This window comes from Pelosinus propionicus DSM 13327 (assembly GCF_900114615.1).
Lineage (GTDB): Bacteria > Bacillota > Negativicutes > DSM-13327 > DSM-13327 > Pelosinus > Pelosinus propionicus.
This window is the reverse complement of the sequence record NZ_FOTS01000069.1, coordinates 1-23704: the sequence shown is the minus strand read 5'-3', so window position 1 is coordinate 23704 and position 23704 is coordinate 1. Positions and strand designations below refer to the sequence as shown.

Here is a 23704-nt window from a genome sequence, read left to right as displayed (position 1 = left end):
TCAGATACTATTTAATTGAAGCTACTAGCCATGTAAAGAATCATTTATCTGAATATGCAGCTTTTTACCAGAAGAAGTATGATGAAGTTAAAACTCATCAGCACAAACGCGCACTCGCACTTACTGCTCGTAAATTCATCCGGCTGATTTTTGGATTGCTGGCCAACCATCAGCTTTACTCTCCAAGTAGAGTAAGCCAAAGTTAATAGATCCCATTTATTTACTTTTTCTTCGGCTTGAAGAAGAGGCTTGTTTAGTGCACCCATTTTTTGCGGATTACTTACAAAACTTATTTTTTATGGGCTTGACATATTACCAGATTGCTTATATATATATTTGGTTATCCTTTTATGTATATTATGCAATTCTAATATGTAACGTGTATAATTTCAGAAGAATCTTCCTAATTTAAATCATCAATATTGCAAATAATAGTGGAAAAGACATAGAAAAAGTGATTCTGAAAGCAGAAGTGATGTTAGTAATCACAAATAGCTGAGGAGGGATAAAATGTTAGGTACGATGTATAGTCTTGACTGGATAAATAGATTGTTATATACTTTTTAATATACTATACCGGGGTATGGCACTACAAAAAGGAGGTGGATAAAAATGGCTCAAACAGGTGAAATCGTAATAAAAATTGAGGGTATGTCTTGCGGACATTGTAAGGCAGCCGTCGAGGGGGCTCTTAAAGAGGTTGCAGGAGTTACGAGTGCTGCTGTTAATTTAGAGAAAAAAGAGGCGGTGGTGACTGGCTCTGCAGAGCTTGCAGCTCTTCATCAAGCGATAGAAGAAGTAGGTTTTGATGTAGTTGCATAAGTTGATTCATAAACTAAAGAAAATACCCAATAAAGTAGACAAGGAGATGTCTACTTTATTGGGTATTTCTTTTTAATGCAGCAAGGCTAAGGGGAAATTCTGCTCTTTCTATGGTATGATTATCTTAACAAAGCATAAAGACTCTGAACATTCAATTATTACGAAAATACATATGTAAAAGAAAAGATAGGAGTAATCATATATGCATAGGATTGGCATCGTTGGCCCCGATCGCACTGTGGAGCGGATTTTGGAGGTGGCTGCAGATTATAGTCAGGAAGTTGAATGTATACCTTTTCCTTATGATGATGAGATGGAGATACAAAGTATTTTGCATGAAAATCGCAGTAAGGTGAAAGGCTGGCTTTTTTCCGGACCTGTTCCCTATATCATTGCACAGGAGTATATACAGCCTGAAGATACGGTAGCTTATTGTCAGACAATGGGAGGGGGATTCTATCTCTGCTGCCTGCAAATGGCCTTTTCCCACAAAGTGGTTTTAGAACGTATTTCTATTGATTTTATTGAATCTGAAGTCGATATAGAAAAGCTACTCCGTGCTACGGGAATACCATGGCGTGATGTTTTCATTACGTATTACAGCCGCCAATATGACCCTGAAAAAATTATTCAGTTTCATCTTCAATTGTGGAGGGAGGGCAAAATTGATGGAGTCATAACGGCTTTGCGCAGTGTTATGAATGCATTGCAAAAAGAAAATGTTCCAGTCTATCACTTTACGCTAAGTGAGCAAGAAATTAATCAATCTCTCAAAATTATAATTGAAAAAGTACAATCCTCTTATTTCAAGAATACCCAAGTCGGACTGGTGATTATTGAAGTTGGCAATTATGGAAAAATTATAGAAAGGGCTAAAACTCCCTATGATCTTCAGATCTTAGAGTTGAGGCTAAAGGCAATTTTATTGCCTCTTTGCAAGAGTTTAGATGGCTATCTTTTAGATAAAGGAACGGGAGTATATGAGATTTTTAGCTCTCGCGGGGCGGTGCAAAGAGAAATGACGATGCTGCAAGATACGATTGAGCAACTCATATTGGCAGTAAACGTCGATGTTCCTATCGCCGCTGGCATTGGTTTTGGCGAAACGGTTTTTGCTAGTGAAATCAACGCTCATCGAGCACTTCGCAATACGAAAGAACAAAAAGGAGCACGTGTTGTTGTTGTACAGGATGATGGAAAAATGGTTGAAGTGGTTAAATATAAAAAGGCATTAAGTTATGAATTTTATTCGAATGATACTGATTTGTTGAAAAAGCTAAATCAAGTGAGTGTGGGAATTAAGACATACCGCAAAATTGAAAACATTGTACAACGTATGGGGTGGGGTTCTTTTTCTAATTCTCAACTGGCTGCTCAGATGTCAGTGACCGAACGAAATGTTCGAAGGATTATAACGAGTCTTTGTGAAGCTGGATTAGTTGAACAGGTTGGCGAAGAGTATGCAGCAGCTAGAGGTCGGCCAAACAAACTATACCAATTAACCTCGCTTAAAAAAAATGAAAAACATTGATTTATCGAGGATACCTATGCTTTTTGAATGGTATTCTCTTATTTTCCCTTTAGAACAATTTTAGATATACAACGGTACTTGCTGTTTCTAATCCTACTGTTATATAATTATTTTAGGAAAAATACCGTATATATTCCTTAAATAAAAAAGAGGTGATTAGCAAAAAAAAATCATAAAAACAGATTTCTATAATAATTAGGAGTGATGTAGTGGATATTTTGCGTAATTGGAAAATTCATCTTTTAGTACTTATCATTGTTGTTATGTCAGAGAACCTTGGAGTTGTAAAGTATAGTCTCATTATTTTGCTTCCGCTGCTGCATGCATTGGTACTTGGCGGCATCATCAGTTTTCCTAAATTTAAAATTTTATCAACAAAGCAAATGGAAGTGGCTGCTGGGATTTTGCCTATTGCTATGATGCTTTTAATCGTTAAAATTGGCTTAGATATTGGGCCGAATATATCCTTGTTGTTTCATTCGAAAGGAGCGCTGCTTCTTCAAGAAATCGGCCATTTCTTTGGTACGGTAATATTAGGCTTGCCGATTGCTGTATTTTTAAGAATGGGGAGAGAATCGATCGGTGCTACGTATTCCGTTGCTAGAGAACCCAATATTGCCATCATTGCAGAAAAGTTTGGATTGGATTCGCCAGAAGGACGGGGTGTAATGGCTACATATATCTGTGGAACGCTAGTTGGTGCAGTATGGCTGTCGATCTTAACCGGAGTAGTTGCCAAATTGGGAATTCTTCATCCCTATGCATTGGCAATGGGCTCAGGTGTAGGCAGCGGCAGTATGATGGCTGCTTCAGTTGGTTCCATTATCGCCGCCTATCCAGAGATGGAACAGCAAATCCGGGCCTATGCAGGAGCAGCAAACTTAATGTCTACGATATTGGGCATTTATGTAAGCCTCTTTTTTTCATTACCATTGGCGACCAAGCTGTACAATTTTTTAAGCAAGTTTCAGAGCGATAAAGAGACTGCAAAGGAGAAGGTATAATGAATAAATTGCAGAATATGACTGTTGCCATGGTACTATCAGGATTGCTTATGGCAGTTGGTAATGTCATTGGCTATCAAGTTGATTGGTATAGTTCCCTATTAGGTGTTCTTGTCATTATTGTGATTGGTCTTATTGGAATGGCTGTCAGTCAGTTGCCTGGCCTGAATAAATTGCCTATGGTTTTTTGGATTTCCATTGTTGCCATTATTATTTCTCTCCCAAGTTTTCCCGGCAGTGCATGGGTCATTCAAATAACAAAAAAGGTCCAATTTTTAGCCGTAACTACTCCTATCTTGGCTTATGCGGGCTTGTCATTAGGGAAAGATATCGAGTTATTTAAAAAGTTATCCTGGAAAATCGTACCCGTAACTTTGGCTGTGATGACGGGGACGTTCCTATTTGCTGCAATTATTGCCCAATTTGTCTTAAAATGGGAAGGCGCGATTTAAGAATAAAAAATTGGTGCTGGAGGTAGACGATGAAAAAGGAAGAATTAAAACAAAAGATTTGCCAGGCAATCGAAGCAAATAAAGAACAAATCTTTGCGTTGGGAGAGTCTATCTATAAAGAACCGGAGCTGGGTTTTAAGGAGACGAAGACCGCTTCCAAGGTAGAAGAAATATTTCGTGAGTTAGGCATATCGTATGAAAAAGGGTTGGCACTTACCGGTGTCAAGGGACGTATTAAAGGTAAAAAATCGAACCGAACCGTTGCCATACTCGGTGAGCTTGATGCTGTTACTTGTGCTGCTCATCCTGGCGCAGATCCGTTAAGTGGTGCTGCTCATTGCTGTGGTCATAACGTTCAGATTGCAATGTTGATGGCTGTAGGGAGAGCCTTACTGGAAACAGGTGCTATGGAATACTTAGCCGGGGATGTGGTGCTTTTTGCTGTTCCGGCAGAAGAATATGTTGAGATTTCCTATCGCAATAAGCTTCGTGAAGAAGGTAAAATCACGTATCTTGGCGGTAAGCAGGAATTGATTCATCTAGGTGCTTTTGATGATATTGATATGGCTCTGCAAATTCATTTACTCACCAATACCGAGAAGGATAGTTTTATTCGTCTGGGCAGTACCAGTAATGGATTTATCGGCAAATTGGTTAAGTATCGAGGTAAAGCTGCTCATGCCGCAATGGCGCCTTCAGAAGGGATTAATGCTCTGAACGCAGCCATGTTAGGCATAATGGGAGTCAATGCCCAGCGGGAGACTTTCCGTGAAGAAGATTATGTGCGGTTTCATCCGATCATTACCCAAGGTGGCGATTTAGTCAATGTAATACCCGAAGATGTGCGTATGGAAAGTTATGTCCGTGCTGCCACTATGGAGGCGCTGCAAGAGAGCAATAAAAAAATCGACCGCGCTCTGCGCGCCGGTGGGGATGCAGTGGGCGCTGAAGTGTCTATTCAAAGTTTGCCTGGTTATTTGCCAATGTATAATAACCAGGATCTGAATCAAGTATTTAGAGGCAATGCGGAAGTGTTATACGGACCAAGTCAGGTGGTTGACGGGGCACATGAAGCCGGCAGCACCGATACCGGTGATCTTTCTCATATTATGCCGACCATACATCCTTGGCTTGCTTGTGTATCAGGTGCTCTGCATAGTAAGGAATATGTTGTGGCTGATGTTCATACGGCTTATATTAAGTCCGCCCAGGCACTGGCGATGACGATTATTGACCTATTGTATGGTGATGGCGAAGCAGCAGAGAACATCTTGCATGATTATAAACCATTACTGACCAAAGAAAAATATGTAGAATTTTTAAACTCTTTTAATCAAGCGAATTAAAAGATTGGTGTAAGTCGCTAAGTGTTGGATAAGTTAGAAGGGAATCACTCGCCAATGAGTGGTTCCCTTCTAACTTTATATACGGTTATTATGATGTGTAGATATACCTTAGAAATAGGCGGTTAAACTGTTGAGGTTGACAAATTAAATTATCGGTTGCTATTCTTCCTATTTCAAGTAGTACTTATTTTGACTTGATGGCAAGTTCAGGTTAGTATAAGGATAATAAAGAATTCTGTGCGCTGTTTATTAAAAGATGATTCAGTTAATTACTGGAGTCTAAAGCGAGGTAGTCAATTGTGGAAGCAAGAATTTTATTTGTAGCGCCATTTGCGAGTTTAGCAAAATTGGCAGAGGAAGTGGTAGCGGAACGGTTTGCCGATTCGTCACATCTCATAAAAGTAGTCAAGGGAGATTTGCAAGAATGCATTGCAATCGTTAAGCAGGCGGTGGAAGATGGGGTTGAAGTGATTGTCAGCCGTGGTGGTACGGCTGATTTGATTAAAAAAAATGTAAATATACCTACTGTACATATCCAGGTTACTGTAATGGATGTGCTACGCGCATTAAGGCAAAGCACCGAGTATCCTGAAAAAATAGGTATTGCAGGGTTTGAAAATGTGATTTATGGATGTGAGGATTTAGCGACGCTGCTGGGCATTACTTTTGTGGAAATTACTTTAAAAAATGAAAATGAGGCTCCAGAAAAAATTGCTGCTGCAGTAGAAAACGGCGTAGAGCTTATCGTTGGTGATGCAATATCAACAAAATTAGCGGCACGTATTGGTGTGCAGGGAGCATTGATTCAGTCTGGCAAAGATGCAATTTATAAAGCCATCAATGAAGCAGCATTAATTGCACATATCCGGCGGGAGGAGCAAGAGAAATCAGAGCTATTAGGTACTGTGATTGATGCTTCAGCGGAAGGTATTATTGCAACGGATACCAATGGTCGAATTACGCTTTTTAACCCTATGGCGGAAAAAATTTTTCAAATATCTCACTTGGAAGCTATCGGCAATCACCTGCAAACCGTCATTCCTCAATTTTCGCTGGCGGGAAAGGATGATTCCAGCGAAAAGATAGCTGATGTGCAACGCATCGATGATAAGACTTTAACGATTAAATATAATCAAATCAAGGTGAAAGGTGAAATTATTGGCAGTATTTATACCTTTCAACATGTATCACAATTGCAGCAATTAGAACAGAATGTTCGTAAGAAACTACATGCCAAAGGCTTAGTTGCCAGAATAAAAATGGCTGATATCGTTGGATTATCATCAGCTTGTAATGCATTAAAACGCAAAGCGGCCAAATATGCACTGACGCAATCCACTATTTTAATTACTGGAGAGTCTGGTACGGGTAAGGAAATGCTGGTGCAAAGTATTCATAATGTGAGTACCCGAGCTGAGGGTCCTTTTGTGGCTGTGAATTGTGCAGCATTGCCAGAGAATTTACTGGAAAGCGAATTATTTGGTTATGCGGAAGGGGCCTTTGCTGGAGCTAAAAAAGGTGGTCGGCAGGGATTATTTGAACTGGCTCATGGAGGAACCCTTTTCTTAGATGAAATTGGAGAAATGCCATTATCCCTTCAATCAAGATTATTGCGTGTATTACAGGAAAAAGCAGTCATGCATTTAGGAGGTGATACTGTTATTCCGGTAGATGTGCGTATTGTTGCTGCAACCAATCAAAATTTAGCAAAATTAATCGAGGAGAAGAATTTTCGGCAAGATCTTTATTACCGGCTTAATATATTGCGTATTCATATGCCAACGTTGCGGGAAAGAATAGAAGATATTCCGCTCTTAGCAAAAGAAATGATCAAAAAAATGAAACATATCAATGGCAAGGTTACAGGGATTCATTTGGAAGCAAGGGAGTATTTAAAGCAGTGCAGCTGGCCAGGAAACATTAGACAACTCGCAAATACGATAGAACGAGCTATGCTCTTAAGTAGCGGACCAATTATGAGCAAACAGGATATGATGGAAGCCTATGATGAAGAAGGAGAAGCAGCAGGAGAAAGCAGCAGGGAAAAAGGTGGAATGAAAGACAGCTTAGCCATGGCGGAACATGAGATCTTATTGCGTGTGCTGAGGGAAGAAGAGTGTAATTATAATCGGGCGGCAGCCAGGCTTGGGATTCACCGTACTACCTTATGGCGAAAGTTAAATGCCAAATCGGTAAAAAAATAATGCGTGCATGTTGCACAAAATGCGTTGCAAAAATGCAACGCATTTTTTATGTAGCAGCAATAAATCCAGTATTATCAGGGAAAAACATGTTGGCACGAAGTTTGCAATACATAGCAGCGAGGTGCAATAGAGAGAAGGTGATAGAAATGATAAAACTAGCAGTTATTGCAGATGACATAACGGGTGCAAATGATACAGCAGTACAATTTTCTAAACGTAATATAAGCAGTAGAGTGAGAATCGATTTTGATCAAAAAAAAATGCTGAAAGAGACTGCTGATGTAATTGTTATAGATACTGACAGTAGAGATATTGCCCCATCGGCAGCCTATGACAGGGTGAGTTCAGTTTGCAAAATTTTGCAGGATAGTGGTGTAAAAAATATCTACAAAAAAATTGACTCTACTTTGAGGGGAAATCTAGGTGCTGAAATAGAAGCGACGGCAGAAGTATTTCAGCCAGAGATCGTTGTAATTGCCCCTGCGTTTCCCAGTAATAAGCGGGTAACAGTAGGTGGATATCATTTGTTAGATCAGCTTCCAATCGAATTGACGGAAATTGCTCATTCGCCGAAAAGTCCCGTGGATGAATCGAGGATTGTGGAATTATTACATAAACAAACCGATAATAAGATTGGCTTAATTTCGCTCCATATTGTCATGAAAGGATTAGAAGCAGTAAAACAAGCCATTAAAAAATGCCTGGAATGCGGTGAAAAATGGATTGTTTTTGATGCAGTATTAGATGAACATTTGGAATGTATTGTCACGGCAACACAAGACTATCATAAGATTTTGTGGGTAGGTTCGGCAGGCTTGGCAGAACAATTGCCTGATTTTTATCAATGGTCTGCAGAACAAAAAAACATAGGAATTGCAGCAAAAGGACCAGTGCTGGTGATTGCCGGCAGTGTAAGTAAGGTTACCCAAATGCAGATTGGTACAGCGTTAAATTTACCGAATATTGAACTTGTAAAAATGGACGTAGCTAATCTGATACGGAATAAAAAAATAGAAATAGAGCAATGCACAATACGGGCGAAAAGGCAATTGGAGCAAGGCAAAGATGTATTAATTGCCAGTGCAGTTGATGACCATGATGTTTCTGCCGCGGTAGCAGCAGGGAAGAACTGCGGAATTAGCGGCACTGAAGTCAGTGAACAAACAGCCGTTGCTTTAGGTGATATTGCCATACAGTTAACTGAGTATCAATTGGCTGGAATGGTTCTTACTGGTGGTGATACAGCCATCCATGTTTGTCGTTCTTTGGGGGCTGAGGCAATTGAAATACTAGAGGAAGTTGCTGTTGGTATTCCTCTGGGACGATTGGTCGGCGGTTGCTGCCATGGTTTGCAAGTAGTAACGAAAGCGGGTGCCTTTGGTCAAGAAGATGCATTTGTTCTGTCCATAGAGGCAATGCGAAAAGAATGAGTATGTTTGATTTTCTATGTTTTTTTAATACGCTGAGCTCTTAGAAGAATAGCAGGAAAGAAGGAGGAATAACACATGAAACCGATATTAGGAATTACAATGGGTGATGCTGCCGGAATTGGTCCAGAAATTATTGTTAAAGCCTTAGCTTCAAAAGAAATATATGATATTGCCAGACCTGTAGTTTTTGGTGATAAGAAAATAATAGAGCGTGCCATTGCAATTGTTGGTGCTGATGTAATAGGTAAGTCTGTCCAAGATATAGCAGCTGCCGGCAATACGTACGGAATAATTGATATTGTTGATCTAGATAATGTGCCCGCAGATCTGGCTTTTTCACAAGTTGATGGGCAAGCTGGCAAAGCGGCTTACGAATATATTGAAAAAGCAGTTGGCTATGCCCTGAAGGAAGAAATTCATGCAATCGTCACTGCTCCGTTAAACAAAGAAGCATTAAATCTTGGTGGCTGCCGTTATCCGGGACACACAGAAATACTGGGTGCTTTATCCGGACAAAAAGATTACTCTATGATGCTGGTAGGCGGTGCGCTCAAAGTTATTCATGTGACAACTCATGTACCACTCAGAAAAGCTTGTGATCTCGTCAAGAAGGACCGTGTGCTGCGTGTCATTCGATTAGCAGATGACACGTTAAAAATGATGGGCATTGAAAAGCCGCGGATTGCTGTAGCCGGGCTAAATCCTCATTCTGGTGAACATGGTTTATTTGGTACAGAAGATGAGCTGGAAATTGCGCCAGCTGTTGATGCGGCAAAAGAAATGGGAATGGATGTGACCGGACCGGTACCGCCGGATACTGTATTTTATCAGGCGGCAATTCGGGAACGATTTGACATTGTAGTAGTCATGTATCACGATCAAGGACATATTCCCATTAAAGTGCTGGGCTTTGAAACAGGAGTAAATGTTACTGTTGGCCTGCCATTCATTAGAACTTCTGTTGACCATGGTACTGCATTTGATATTGCAGGCAAGGGGATTGCAGATGGCAAAAGTATGACCGAATCATTATTGCTTGGTGCACAGATGGCAAAAGTGAAGTTTGCTAATCTTTTAAAATAAAATCAAATATTAAAAACTGAAAGGATGATCAGTATGTTTAAACCAGAAGGTATTATTGCTCCTATTCTTACTCCATTAACAGCAGAGGAAAAATTCAATGAAAAGGAAATGCGCAGTCAAATTAATCGCTTAATTGACGCAGGAATTAGCGGAATTTTTGCTCTAGGGACAAATGGTGAATTCTATGCATTCTCAAAAGAAGAAAAAATTGAAATCATTAAGGTTACGGTTGATGAAGTAAAAGGCCGGGTACCTGTGTATGCGGGTACTGGTTGTATCACAACACAGGAAACAATTGAGCTGTCGAAAATTGCTAAAGATCTAGGAGTTGATGTATTATCCATTATCTCTCCATACTTTGCCGGTATTTCTCAAGATGACTTATATCGTCATTTCAGCAGTGTCGCGGAGGCTGTTGATCTGCCAATCCTGCTTTATAACATTCCTGCAAGAACAGGCAATAATATCGATTACACTACAGTAAAAAAATTGGCGAAATACGAAAATATTATTGGTATCAAAGACAGCAGCGGTAATTTTGACAATACGTTAAAATACATTGAAAATACCGATCCTCGCTTAAGTGTATTAGCTGGCAGTGACTCCTTAATCTTATGGACATTAATGGCAGGTGGTACAGGGGCAATTTCTGGTTGTTCTAATGTATTTCCTGAATTAATGGTAAGCATCTATCAATTATGGTCACAAGGTAAAATCGAAGAGGCAAATGAAGCACAAAAGAAAATCAGACCATTCCGTAATGTTATGCAAATGGGCAATCCAAACTCTGTTGTTAAACGCGCGGTCAACTTGCTGGGTTACCCAGTTGGTCCAGGCCGGGAACCTTCAAACTGCAATAAACCTGAAATTGATGCAGCGTTACTTAACGTTTTTGAATTATACAAGTAGTAACCAAATACTAAATGGTTTTTAACTATATGAGTAAGAGCATAGAGTGAATGCGTTGCTCAAATGATAGAAAACATATTGACTCTATGCTTATAACTCTACTTTTTAACAAGGAGAGCTAAAAATGAAAAAAGTTGTTATATCCCATAGGTTACATGATGATGGAATGGCTGTTTTAGAAAAAGCAAACGTAAAGGTTGCCATAACCAACAATGGTGATCCAAAGGCAATGCTGCCTGAACTGCTTGATGCGGAAGGTCTTATCATACGCATTGGCTCCATTGACAGAGAAACAATGCTGGCAGCCAAAAATTTAAAGGTTATAGGACGTCCTGGTGTTGGTGTTGATGATGTGGATGTAGAAGCTGCAACGGAACTGGGAATTCCTGTCGTCATTGCTCCTGGTGCTAATACTCGTTCGGTAGCTGAGCATGCCTTTGCTTTTATGTTTGCCGCGGCAAAGGATATGGTGCATAGCGATAGAGAGCTCCGTAAAGGCAATTTTAATATACGAAGCAGTTATAAGGCTTTCGAAATATATGGCAAAACCTTAGGCTTGGTTGGCTATGGTCATATTGGCAGTATCCTTGCGAAGATGGCGTCTGGTGTTGGAATGAAAGTTGTTGTATATGATCCATTTGTTGCACCTGAAACAATTACTGAACAAGGGTATCAGTATGAAACGGAACTGAATGCGGTTCTAAAAACAAGCGATGTGATTTCTTTACATGTCCCTTTGACATCTAAAACAAAAAATCTTATCGGTACAGCGGAACTAAAATTGATGAAGTCAAGTGCCATTTTAATTAATTGCTCCCGAGGCGGTATTATTGATGAGGATGCTTTGGCAAAAGCGTTAGAAGAGAATCAAATACATAGCGCAGCCACAGATGTTTTTGAGAATGAACCGACTACGGTTGATGAGCCTTTATTTAAGTATGACAATATTATTGTATCTCCCCATATGGCAGGGCAAACCAAAGAGGCAGCATCAGGTGCAGCAACCATGGCAGCAGAAGGTGTGATTGCGGTAATCAATGGCGAACGCTGGAAGCATGTATGCAATCCAAAAGCCTATGAACATCCACGGTGGAATCAATAATGTTTACTAAAATAAGACTTTTTTGAAATAACTGAAACTTGAAATATTTTAAATGATGGGAGAATTTATCATGAGTAGTATCTATTCGTTGCTGAATATTGGAAAAATCGTTGCTGGTGCAGGCAGTATTGAACAAATAACAACTATCGCAGCTGATTATGAAGCTAAAAATGTAGTGATTATTACTGATCAAGGTGTTTGGGGTTCTGGTTTAGTGGATAATCCCAAGGCTTTACTTGAAAAAGCCGGAGTAAATGTTCAGGTAATTAATGACACCCCTCCTGAGCCGACGGTGGATCAGGTAAATGCTATATTTCAAGCCGCAAGAGAGTTTGAATGCCAAATGATTATCGGCATTGGCGGCGGCAGTTCCATGGATACTGCAAAAATCGTTTCTTTGTTACTTACAAACAGTGTAAATTTACGTGAATTGGTAAAAGGAAAAGCACAAATAAAACGCCGCGGCGTACCGACACTTATGATTCCGACGACGGCAGGTACTGGCTCTGAAGCAACGCCAAATGCCATCGTTTTAGTACCAGAAGAGGAGTTGAAAGTTGGCATTGTCAGTGAAAAGATGGTACCGGATTGTGTTATTTTGGACCCCAATTTAACGATTAATTTACCTCAGCATATCACTGCGAATACAGGGATGGACGCATTATGCCATGCTATTGAATGCTACATTTCAAAAAAGGCAAATCCTTTCAGCGACACTTTTGCTTTAAAAGCAATTACATTGATTTCTCGCAGTATTCGCACTGCATATCATGATGGACATAATGTAGCAGCTCGTGAAGATATGCTTTTAGGAGCAATGTTTGGGGGCATTTCAATCGCAACTTCTAGTACGACTGCTGTACATGCGCTGTCGTATCCTCTAGGCGGAAAATATCATATTCCTCATGGTTTGTCCAATGCAATTCTGTTACCGGATGTAATGAAGTTTAACTTGGATGTTTGCGAAGAAAAATTTAAAGATATAGCAGTTGCAATGGAACTTGAAATTTCCGGAAGTACTACCAGACAGGCTGCAGAAAAAATGATTGATAACCTATATTCCCTAATCAAAGATTTGAATGTTACTTGCGATTTGCGGGCCAAGGGCATTAACGAAGCGGCTCTCGACGATCTGATAGAGGCAGCATCTAAGGTAACACGTCTTTTGGATAACAATCCGAAAGTGGTAACAAAAGAAGATATGAGGGCAATTTACAAAAAATTATTGTAATTCAGTCCGATTACTTCTTTGAACTAAAAAGAAAGTTACAAATAGCCGAAAGTAATAAGCGTAATAGCAATATATACAATGGAGGGGTTATCTTGTCAACCGAGAAAAAATCGAATGTGCGCTGGGTTGTTGCAGCGTTAATGTGGTCAGCAATTGCTATTAATTATATTGATCGTACTGTGCTTGCAGCCGCAGCTCCTTATATTACTAAAGAATTTAGTATAACGCCAAGCGAGATGGGGATCATCATGTCAGGTTTTTTTTGGTCATATGCCTTACTTCAAGTTCCAGCAGGCTGGTTTGCTGACAAAATTGGACAGAAAAAAAACCTTGGATTTGCTGTAGCTTGGTGGTCAATTGCTACAGCCTTAACAGGGCTGGGAACAGGGTTTAAATCGATATTAGGGTTTCGCGTGGCTTTAGGTATTGGTGAAGCAGCTGCATATCCAAGCAATGCAGGGATCTCTTCCAAATGGTTTCCCGATAAAGAACGGGCAACTGTTGGCGGACTTTTTGACAGTGGCTCCAAATTTGGCGGAGCAGTTGCCATGCCGCTTATTGTCTGGCTTATTGCCTTATTTGGCTGGAAGATGACTTTTGTCATTATTGGTGGAGCGGGAATTGTCTGGTCTATCATTTGGATCATGTACTTTAAAGAAATTCCCGAACAACACAAAGGCGTCAACGCTGCTGAGTTAAAATACATTCGCGAGGGACAGTCCAAAAAAGAAGGCCTTGATAACGAACAGCCAATGAAATGGTACGAACTTTTAAAATACAGAAATATTTGGGCAATGTGCATCGGCTTCTTTATGATTAATTATACTTCTTATTTCTTTATTACTTGGCTTCCTACGTATCTGATCAAGGAAAAAGGCATGGGAATGCTGGCTATGGGCTTTGCAGCGATGCTGCCTCTCTTGATCTCAATGTTTGTTGAAGTTGCTGCGGGCTGGGCGTCGGACAAGGTGCAGTCAAAAGGATGGCTGTCTTTAACTGCTACTCGTAAGGTCTTCTTAGTTGGCGGTCTTCTGATGGCATCTTGCATCGGTTTGGCGGCTTTTGCGGAGTCGGCGGTAACCGCCATTGTACTTTTATGTATTGCAAAATCCGGTACGACAGTGGCTGCTTCCCAGGTGTGGGCACTTCCTGGCGATGTGGCACCTAAAAATATGACTTCAGTGGTTGCCGGACTCCAAAACTCCGTTTCTAATATGGGCGGAGTGGTAGGTCCTATTGTTACCGGTGCGATTTTGCAAGCTACTGGTTCATTTACTATGGCGTTGCTCCTTTCTTCGGCACTTTTAGTTGTTGGTATTTTAAATTATCTATTTTTGCTAGGAAAAGTTAAGCATATTGAAGTTTAAATAGATAACATGTAAGGACAACTGTATTTAAAGTAAGATAGCAAATGCTTTGACGTATCTTGCAGATTTAGCCTGTGCATCAGGTGGAACCACCACCTGATGCATTTATTTTATTATAGGGTATGCAGCATCTTAACTATTGAAGTGATTGAACAATACTGCTGGATAAAGGAAATGTTAATAACCTTGAGTCGATTTGCTATCTATCATATTTGATAGGAGGAATCACTAACATGAGTGTTAAAAAGAAATTATTGTTCATTATGATAGTCATCAGTTTCGTACCGCTTATACTATTGTCGGTTATTTCAGTACGGTATTTAAGTGCGGAATTAGAAAAAGAAACAATTAATCAATGCAAAGAACTCGCAATGGAAGTGAATCTGCAAATTAATGGATATCTTGATAAATCTTTTATTGCACTTAAGACAATTGCCGCTAATCCTACAGTGAAAGCCTTTGATATTCCCAAAGTAAAAACTTTTCTGCTTCAAGTTCAGAAGGTGTATCCTGAGAACTCTTTTGCTCTTGACGATGTAAAAGGAAATCAGGTTGTACGCGGCGATAATATCCCCGTTGCTAACATTTGGGAACGTCCTTTTTATCAATTGGCACTTAAAGGACAAGAGGAGGTAATATCAGGAGTTGTCTTTAGCAAGAACTCGAATCGCTTTGTTATTAATCTCGTAACTCCTGTTCGTAGTACAGATGCAGCAGGCAATGTAATCGGAATCATGCAAGGGTCCATTACCCTTACGAAAATAAGTGAGTTTGTGACGAAATTATCGAATGACAATACTCTTGCTTATGTAATTGACGGTGAAGGTAAAGTATTGGCTCATCCAGATCAAAACTTGGTCAAAGATCGTGTCGATAAGATTGAAGTTGATTTTATAAAACAAGGTTTATCTGAAAAGAAAAGCGGATTTGCAACTATTGAGAACAAAGATGCAGGTAAAAAATTAGTTACTTATACATATGATAATCGAACTGGCTGGCTGATATGTTTAGAGGTGCCTTACACTGTCATAACAGAGAAAACCCATTCTTTGTTAGTTATGATGGGATTGGTTACGCTAGTAGTACTGGTGTTGGTGGGAATAGTAGCCTTTTATATTGCCAAAAGTTTTTCTGAACCAATCTTAAAGATGCAGAAGCTGGCGAGTCAGATTGCCCAAGGCGATCTGACCCAGAAAATTGAGATATCTTCAAAGGATGAAATCGGACAGTTAGCAGCTGCTTTTGCTACAATGGTAACGAATTTGAAAAAACTGGTCGGTCAGGTGCAAGGAAATTCTCATCAGCTGGCTGCGGCATCGGAACAACTGACGTCTAGTGCTGAACAATCTGCCCTAGCTGCAAATCAGGTTGCTTCATCGATAACGGAAGTGGCAGAAGGAGCGGATCAGCAATATCATGTACTGGGAGAGGTAACCACTGTAATAAAACAAATGTCGAAGAATATTCAGCAGGCTGCTAAGAATGCCAGCGGGGTATCACAGCAGTCTCTTAAGGCCGTCGATACAGCTCAGGAAGGCGGAAGGTCAGTACAAGGTGCCGTGAAGCAAATGCTGGATATTGAAGATACGGTTAGCGCTTCATCTATGGTTGTTGCACAATTGGGTGAACGTTCAAAAGAAATAGGACAAATTGTTGATACAATTTCTGGAATTGCAGGCCAAACAAATCTTTTAGCTTTAAATGCCGCGATCGAAGCGGCAAGAGCAGGTGAGCAGGGACGCGGTTTTGCAGTCGTTGCTGAAGAGGTTCGCAAATTAGCAGAACAATCTCAGGAGGCGGCAAAACAAATTGCTCATTTAATTGGCGAAATTCAAAGTGAGACAGACAAAGCTGTAGTTGCTATGCAAGAAGGTACGACGAAAGTTAAAGCTGGTGCCGGAGTTGTAAATGAAGCGGGTGACAGCTTCCAAGAGATTATTGCGATGATAACAAACCTGTCTGTTCAGGTTGGAGAGATATCCGCCGTTATCGGGCATTTGGCAAGTGATAGTCAACACGTTGTACTTTCGGTACAAAAGGTTGATCAATTGGCGAAGGCTGCGGGAGGGGAGGTTCAGAATGTTTCCGCAGCAACAGAAGAACAAGCTGCTTCAATGGAAGAAATCGCAGCTTCAAGCCAAAGGCTTGCCCAGATGGCTCAGGAGTTACAAACAGCAGTTAGTCATTTCCATATTTAGTATGAAGCACAGTAGGAATTAGCATTTGTGTTATAGAAAATACCTGTAGTCTGCCTTATCAGCAGATCACAGGTATTTTTTTATGTAGACTATTGGTGAGCTAAGTGGGAAATGGAACTTATAGAGAAAAATCTTTGAATATTGTGGCATGAAAGGCGGCAAAGGCAATGCAAGAATATATTATACAAATCAATTTTATCAATTGCCCGGGATTAGGATATAAAATATTTCAAATTACTGAGCAGCATCATATTGATAAAATCGCTATGGAGGTCATTCCTAACTATGGAATGGTTATTCAATTTCAATGTGATTCGCCTATGCAAGTTCAAAAATTCGTTGCCGATTTAAGAGAATTGGAAAATATTCAATCCGTCACATTTCGCAGTCAAATGCCTTATAAAGAAAAAGAGCATAAATTACGAACCATCCTCAATTCTGTTAGCGAGGGAGTGCTTGCTATCGATGGAGAAGGGGAAATCTCCCATATCAATCAAGTTGCATGCAAAATATTCAATTGCACCCCAGATGAGGTCGTCGGCTTACCGGTGGAGAAACTGCTGGGAAAAAATCCATCGATTCTCGAAACATTACAGCTGGGGCATACATACCGTTTAAAAGAGCGAAAAATGCAGAAGGACGGCAAAATGATACAATTTCTCTTCAGCAGTGTTCCGGTGAAAAATGATCAGGGAGAAATTATCGGTGCGGTCTTAACCGTTCAAGATCTTCACCAAGTAAAAAATATACTATTGCGATCAGATAAAACCCGCTCTTTGATTACATTCAATGATATTGTGTATCAAAGTCCTCGAATGGCTCGCCTTATAACTGTTGCCAAAACTGTGGCTAAAAGCTCTTCAACCATTTTACTGAGGGGGGAAAGCGGAACTGGCAAAGAATTATTTGCAACAGCTCTTCATACAGGCAGTCTTAGGTTCGAGAATCCTTTTATTGCTATCAACTGCACCGCACTGACAGATACCCTTCTGGAAAGCGAACTATTTGGTTATGAAGAAGGAGCCTTTACCGGCGCTGCTAAAGGTGGGAAGAAAGGACTTTTTGAACAGGCTGACAATGGTACGTTGTTTTTGGATGAAATTGGAGATATATCCCAGAGACTGCAAGTTCAGCTATTGCGCGTTCTGCAAGAGGGGACGATTCGCAGAGTAGGGGGGAGTAAAGAAATTGCGGTGGATGTACGGATTATTGCCGCCATTCATCGCAATTTGGAAGAGTTGATCTTCTTGGGTAAGTTCCGAGAAGATTTATATTATCGGCTGAATGTGATTCCATTGGTTCTTTTGCCATTGAGAGAAAGAAGCGAGGATATTCCCTTGCTTGCCCAGCACTTAATTCGAAAAATCTGTACAAAACTGAATAAGCCTGAAATGTATTTGGCAAAAGAAAGTGCAGCTCTTTTGATGGAGCAAGAATGGCCCGGCAATGTAAGGCAGTTGGAAAATACCCTGGAGCGTTTGATAAATTTGACTGATGCTGCTGAAATTAGATCGGATCATCTTTTGGCTTGGGCCGATATTACTGCTTGCAGCCATAGAGCAAAGAATATCTCACGAAATGAGCAAGCCTTGCAGATTGAGATTCCCCTTGAAGGTGAATGGCCTTCGCTAAAAGAGATTGTTGCCAGCATTGAAAAAGAAGTCATCATGCAGGTTTTAGAAAAATATCCTTCTTCTAGGTCAGCCGGACAAGTTTTAGGAGTGTCAAATACGACAATCTTAAATAAAATCCGGGCTTATAAGATTTGAAAAATACAGATACTTTGAAGAATTTTTTTGGCATAAAAAATGCATATATTTAGAATGAGCAGAGCAGCAGATATAAGGTGAAATTTGAAAGGAGAACAAACATGACTTCAGAAAACCATGGCATGCATCGAAGGTTAAAAAATCGCCATATACAGATGATTGCATTGGGGGGAGCTATTGGTACAGGGCTATTTTACGGATCAGCCCAAACCATTCAACTGGCGGGACCGGCAATTACACTGTCGTATACCATTGGCGGAATCGTGATTTTCTTGATTATGAGGATGCTGGGTGAAATGTCAGTAGATGAACCTGTTTCTGGTTCTTTTAGTCACTATGCTTATAAATACTGGGGAGAGTTCCCTGGCTTCTTATCCGGCTGGAACTATTGGTTTAACTATGTTGTAGTCAGTATGGCGGAATTAACCGCAGTTGGTATTTATATTCATTATTGGTGGCCCGATATACCGCCATGGGTTTCTGCCTTCACATTTTTAGCCATTATTACATTGATTAATTTAGTGGAAGTCAGAATGTTCGGCGAGCTTGAGTTCTGGTTTGCATTCATTAAAGTCATTGCCATTATCGGAATGATACTACTGGGAATCTTGATGATTTTCACAGGTATAGGCACAGGCGGTCAAGCCATTGGTTTTGAGAATCTTTGGATACATGGCGGTTTCATGCCTAACGGCGTGTGGGGATTGCTGCTTTCTTTGGTCATTGTCATGTTTTCTTTTGGGGGGATTGAGTTAATTGGTATTACTGCAGGGGAAGCGGATAAGCCCAAAAAATCAATTCCCAAAGCCATTAATCAAGTGATTTGGCGAATTCTGCTCTTCTATGTAGGTGCGCTGCTGGTCATGCTGATTATCTACCCATGGAATAAAGTCGGCTTGGAAGGAAGTCCCTTCGTACAAATCTTTTCTAAAATGGGCATCCCGGCTGCTGCAACGATTTTAAATATTGTTGTTCTTACTGCGGCTCTTTCCGTTTATAATAGCGGTATTTACAGCAATGCCCGTATGCTTTACGCCTTGGCACAGCAGGGGAATGCTCCTATGGCATTTAGGAAATTAAACACCAAAGGTATTCCCGTAACTGGCGTTCTTGTTTCTTCTGCTTGTACCCTAATCGCTGTGGTCTTAAATTATTTGGTTCCAGGTAAAGTATTTTTATATTTGATTTCAATAGCTGTTTTGGCTGCAGTCATAAACTGGGTTATGATTGTGATTGCGAATTTAAAATTTCGGGCGGCTAAAGGTGCAGAAGCGAAAAAATTAGAATTCAAAGTACCTGGGTATCCCTTTGCCAACTATTTTTGCATTGCCTTTCTACTTATGATTGTAGGGTTAATGTTTCAAATCGAAGATATGAAATTATCACTCTATGTTATGCCCTTGTGGCTGGCAATTCTATGGGGTGCCTTTTGGTTTAAGAAACAGGTTATCATAAAAAAAGAAGAATTGCATCGTTAGGATTCTAAATTGATATGTTTTTTTATCAGCTGAAAAGAAAATGTGTCAAGAAACATTATCAGAAAATTCAACATTCTATTGAATTTGTACATTCACTGATTTGGCATGAGAGTTGCAAGATATAAGGAATGAAATGCCTTACAATATATCTTTGCCAGAAAGAGGAGTGCAATGGATTCATTTGTTCGTTGTCAAAGCAAAGCACTATAAAGGTGGCAGCATAGTAAAGAATGGGGGAATTTGTGATGGCGGTTAAATATATTCCGGAGCCTTTTCGAATCAAGATGGTCGAACCTATCAAAATGCTCACGCATAAAGAAAGAGAAGAAAAGATCAAAAAAGCCAATTATAATCTGTTCAACCTTGCTGGGGAAGATGTTTATATTGATCTTTTAACGGATTCGGGCACCAATGCCATGTCTGATCAAATGTGGGCTGGTATTATGAGGGGCGATGAAGCCTATGCGGGATCTTCCAGTTACTACAAACTGGTTGAGGCTGGAAAGGATATTTTCAACTATGGCTTTATTCAGCCGGTGCATCAGGGACGTGCAGCGGAAAAAGTTCTCTTTGGTACAGTCCTAAGCGAGGGAAAAGTGGCAATTTCTAATATGTTTTTTGATACGACGAGAGCACATGTAGAGCTTTGCGGCGCAAGGGCTATTGACTGCGTTGTGGAAAAAGCAAAAGATCCTGCTAAGAGAGCTCCTTTCAAAGGAAATATGGATGTTGAAAAGATGGAGAAAATCATCTTAGAACATGGGCCTGAAAATGTCGGATTGGTGGTTATAACCGTTACCAACAACTCTGCCGGTGGTCAGCCTGTGTCTGTGCAAAATGTTCGTGAAGTAGCTGCTGTCTGCAAAAAATACAATATCCCTCTGGATCTTGATGCTGCCCGCTATGCTGAGAATGCTTACTTTATCAAATTGCGTGAGGAAGAATTTAAAGATGCATCCATTAAGGAAATTATCAGAACCATGTTTTCCTGTGCAGATATGTTTACCATGTCTTCCAAGAAAGATTGTGTAGTAAGCATGGGCGGTCTTATTGGCATTAAGGATGCTGAATCTCCATTGATTCTACCTATTAAGGCTCGCTGTATCTCCTTTGAAGGCTTTACCACCTGTGGGGGTCTTTCTGGGCGAGATTTGGAAGCGTTGGCTTTGGGGCTTTACGAGGGATTGGATGAAAATTATCTTAGATACCGCATCGGTCAAATGGAATATTTGGCAGCGCGCTTAGATGATGCAGGAATTGCTTATCAGTCGCCAGTTGGGGGGCATGGCGTATTCATCGATGCTAAGGCGATGTTTCCTCAACTGCCTTATTTTGAATTCCCCGGTCAGGTTCTCGCGATTGAGCTATATAAGGAAGCGGGAATTCGCACATGTGATATCGGCTCTTATATGCTGGGGAATGATCCTGATACAAAAAAACAGCTTCATGCGGATTTTGAATTTACTCGTTTGGCGATCCCCCGCCGCGTATATACCCAGGCTCATTTTGATGTAATGGCTGATGCTCTTATTGCCATAAAAGAAAGAGCTCATGAGATCAAGCATGGTTATAAAATTACATGGGAACCGCCCATTCTTCGTCATTTCCAGGCAGCATTAGTCCCAATTGAAGAATAAGGAGCCTAACAAAAGGACTGCCTTGCTACGATGTTTTTTAATCGTATAAGGCAGTCTTTGTTCTAGCATCAGAAAGTGATAAGTTTAAGAGAACGTTGACATAGAGGACACAGAGTTGGCAGAGAGCACAGAGGTTTTTAACCTAGCTATATTTCCTCAGTGTTCTTTGTGTCTTTGTGGTTCATTCGTTTTATATATTTTACGATAGAAGGATTGGTAATGTCCTCAAATTTTATTTACTAAAATGAGAATATTATAAAAATGTCAACAAGTCCTATGACGAAATCGAATTTTGATTTTCTTGAAAAGCATATATAAGTATTATATGATGCAAATAGAACATTATATTTACATTTTAAAGGAGGAACGCCAAGTGGAGAAAGTTGTAGCGAAGCAAAAGGATAGTTTGGGGACACGCGCGACGATTCAAAAGTTCGGAAGGTTTCTTAGTGGGATGGTAATGCCCAATATCGGAGCTTTTATTGCATGGGGATTTATTACTGCTCTATTTATTCCGACGGGATGGCTGCCAAATGAAAACTTGTCAAAATTAGTTGGACCTATGATCGTTTATCTGCTACCTTTGCTGATTGGTTATACTGGCGGGAAAATGGTTTATGATGTCAGAGGCGGAGTAGTTGGTGCCGTTGCCACGATGGGTATTATTGTTGGTTCGACTCAGCCTATGTTCTTGGGTGCAATGTTAATGGGTCCTATTGGCGGCTGGGCGATTAAAAAAGTCGATGAGGCATTTGAAGGCAACATTCCTGCTGGCTTTGAAATGTTAATCAATAACTTTTCATCTGGTATTGTTGCGGGTATTCTTGCAGTCTTGGCATTTGTTGGCGTCAGCCCTGTCATGTTAGGAATTACGGCAGCATTATCAGCTGGTTTAGCAGCCGTTGTAAATGCTGGATTATTGCCGTTAGCAAACGTATTTATTGAGCCTGCTAAAATCCTTTTCTTAAATAATGCTTTAAATCACGGAATTTTAAGCCCTATTGGAATGGAGCAGGCAGCAAAAGCAGGACAATCTATCATCTTCCTATTGGAACCAAATCCAGGACCGGGTCTTGGCATATTGCTGGCATATTGGTTTGCAGGTAAAGGAAGTATTAGACAATCTGCACCGGGGGCCATGATCATTCATTTCCTGGGAGGTATTCATGAAATTTACTTCCCTTATATCTTAATGAATCCTCGTCTACTTTTAGCTGTTATCGGTGGTGGCGTGTCTGGTACTCTGACTTTCCAAGCATTAGGTGCTGGTTTGGTTGCCGTGCCTGCTCCTGGCAGTATTTTCGCATTGATTGCAATGTCTCCTAAAGGCGGCCTCTTTGCCGTGCTTGCCGGTGTTGCTGTTGCAACAGCCGTAGCATTTTTCATTGCCTCTGCAATTCTTAAAATGAGTAATCAGGTGGCAGATGAAGAAGAATTGGTGCAAGCTACTGCTAAAGTACAAGAGCTTAAAGGTACTAAAGTAGAAGTTACGCAAACTGTTTCCAAAAAAGTAAATAAAGTAGTATTTGCTTGTGATGCAGGCATGGGGTCCAGCGCTATGGGAGCTACGATTCTACGGAAAAAATTTAAAGAAGCCGGCATAGACATTACTGTTATCAACACGGCAGTCAATGAACTTCCAAGCGATGCTGATATTGTTATAACGCAAAGAACGTTAACTGAACGTGCGAAAACAAAGCTGCCAACGGCAGAACATATTTCGATTGAAAACTTCTTAAACAGCCCGGAATATGACCAGTTAGTAAAACGTTTGGCATAAGCGAATTCTCTCACTTGCAGTCACAGACATGCATCGTTCCTGACTATGTAACATAAAAAGAAAGAGGCTGTCGCAAAATGCTTTTTGAAAAAAAGCATTTTGTGGCAGCCTTCCTTTCTTGAGCAGATAAAATCCAGGCGAAAAAGAATAAACAAAGAAGCTCTTCTTCCGTTTATGCCCATAGCAAACAGAGGAAGCCTCTTCCCCAATAAAAAAGTCTATTTGTATTTGTCAGGCTGCTTTGGGAATATGCAAGTAAGTTCCACAGCGACCACTTTGAATTTTGTTGTGGAGTTTGTTTAGGTTATACCCCATGCACAGCAATAGAAACTCGGTTTGCACCTTGACGCTGCCTCTCATA

General features: G+C 40.4%; 18 protein-coding genes and 1 pseudogene. All 19 read left to right on the top strand.

The genetic code is table 11. From position 1 onward, the window contains the following. Positions 1-206: pseudogene (locus BMZ99_RS26825) on the top strand (IS110 family transposase); the annotation flags it as partial. A gap of 406 nt (positions 207-612) precedes the next feature. Beyond that, positions 613-822, top strand: a complete 210-nt coding sequence (locus BMZ99_RS23470) for a CopZ family metallochaperone (protein WP_090943726.1) — start codon at positions 613-615, stop codon at positions 820-822. Between the two features lie 202 nt (positions 823-1024). Then, positions 1025-2353 (top strand): helix-turn-helix domain-containing protein, encoded by a 1329-nt coding sequence (locus BMZ99_RS23465; protein WP_090943723.1) that lies wholly within the window; start codon positions 1025-1027, stop codon positions 2351-2353. Positions 2354-2562: 209 nt separating this feature from the next. Then, entirely contained in the window at positions 2563-3357 is a 795-nt protein-coding gene (locus BMZ99_RS23460) for a DUF3100 domain-containing protein (protein WP_090943720.1), read from the top strand. After that, positions 3357-3809 carry a hypothetical protein gene (locus BMZ99_RS23455; RefSeq protein WP_090943717.1) on the top strand — a complete coding sequence of 151 codons (453 nt, stop codon included), beginning with the start codon at positions 3357-3359 and terminating at the stop codon, positions 3807-3809. The genes BMZ99_RS23460 and BMZ99_RS23455 overlap by 1 nt, the downstream gene beginning before the upstream one ends. 29 nt (positions 3810-3838) lie before the next feature. Beyond that, positions 3839-5155 carry an amidohydrolase gene (locus BMZ99_RS23450; RefSeq protein ID WP_090943711.1) on the top strand — a complete coding sequence of 439 codons (1317 nt, stop codon included), beginning with the start codon at positions 3839-3841 and terminating at the stop codon, positions 5153-5155. 299 nt (positions 5156-5454) lie between these two features. After that, positions 5455-7359, top strand: a complete 1905-nt coding sequence (locus BMZ99_RS23445) for a sigma 54-interacting transcriptional regulator (protein ID WP_090943708.1) — start codon at positions 5455-5457, stop codon at positions 7357-7359. A gap of 32 nt (positions 7360-7391) precedes the next feature. After that, positions 7392-8789 (top strand): four-carbon acid sugar kinase family protein, encoded by a 1398-nt coding sequence (locus tag BMZ99_RS23440; RefSeq protein ID WP_245755136.1) that lies wholly within the window; start codon positions 7392-7394, stop codon positions 8787-8789. Positions 8790-8864: 75 nt separating this feature from the next. Continuing rightward, positions 8865-9872 carry a 4-hydroxythreonine-4-phosphate dehydrogenase PdxA gene (gene pdxA, locus BMZ99_RS23435; RefSeq protein ID WP_090943705.1) on the top strand — a complete coding sequence of 336 codons (1008 nt, stop codon included), beginning with the start codon at positions 8865-8867 and terminating at the stop codon, positions 9870-9872. Positions 9873-9905: 33 nt separating this feature from the next. After that, entirely contained in the window at positions 9906-10781 is an 876-nt protein-coding gene (dapA, locus tag BMZ99_RS23430) for a 4-hydroxy-tetrahydrodipicolinate synthase (protein ID WP_090943702.1), read from the top strand. Between the two features lie 124 nt (positions 10782-10905). Further along, positions 10906-11883: a hydroxyacid dehydrogenase gene (locus tag BMZ99_RS23425; protein ID WP_090943699.1), complete on the top strand. Its 978-nt coding sequence runs from the start codon at positions 10906-10908 to the stop codon at positions 11881-11883. A gap of 70 nt (positions 11884-11953) precedes the next feature. Next, positions 11954-13114, top strand: coding sequence for an iron-containing alcohol dehydrogenase (locus BMZ99_RS23420; protein WP_090943696.1), 1161 nt, complete (start codon positions 11954-11956; stop codon positions 13112-13114). A gap of 92 nt (positions 13115-13206) precedes the next feature. Further along, entirely contained in the window at positions 13207-14481 is a 1275-nt protein-coding gene (locus tag BMZ99_RS23415; protein WP_090943693.1) for an MFS transporter, read from the top strand. Positions 14482-14714: 233 nt separating this feature from the next. Further along, positions 14715-16679 carry a methyl-accepting chemotaxis protein gene (locus BMZ99_RS23410; RefSeq protein ID WP_090943690.1) on the top strand — a complete coding sequence of 655 codons (1965 nt, stop codon included), beginning with the start codon at positions 14715-14717 and terminating at the stop codon, positions 16677-16679. A 167-nt stretch (positions 16680-16846) separates the two neighbouring features. Next, complete coding sequence (locus BMZ99_RS23405) at positions 16847-18448, top strand: sigma-54 interaction domain-containing protein (RefSeq protein ID WP_090943687.1); 1602 nt, start codon at positions 16847-16849, stop codon at positions 18446-18448. 101 nt (positions 18449-18549) lie between these two features. Continuing rightward, on the top strand, positions 18550-19926 hold the full coding sequence (locus tag BMZ99_RS23400; RefSeq protein ID WP_090943684.1) for an amino acid permease: 1377 nt from the start codon (positions 18550-18552) through the stop codon (positions 19924-19926). A gap of 133 nt (positions 19927-20059) precedes the next feature. Continuing rightward, positions 20060-20182, top strand: coding sequence for a hypothetical protein (locus tag BMZ99_RS27485; RefSeq protein ID WP_281246860.1), 123 nt, complete (start codon positions 20060-20062; stop codon positions 20180-20182). Next, the gene (locus BMZ99_RS23395; protein ID WP_090943681.1) at positions 20172-21563 is read left to right on the top strand and encodes a tryptophanase; all 1392 of its coding nucleotides are present in this window, start codon (positions 20172-20174) and stop codon (positions 21561-21563) included. The genes BMZ99_RS27485 and BMZ99_RS23395 overlap by 11 nt, the downstream gene beginning before the upstream one ends. A 373-nt stretch (positions 21564-21936) precedes the next feature. Continuing rightward, on the top strand, positions 21937-23343 hold the full coding sequence (locus tag BMZ99_RS23390) for a PTS mannitol transporter subunit IICB (RefSeq protein WP_090943678.1): 1407 nt from the start codon (positions 21937-21939) through the stop codon (positions 23341-23343). Positions 23344-23704: the final 361 nt, after the last annotated feature.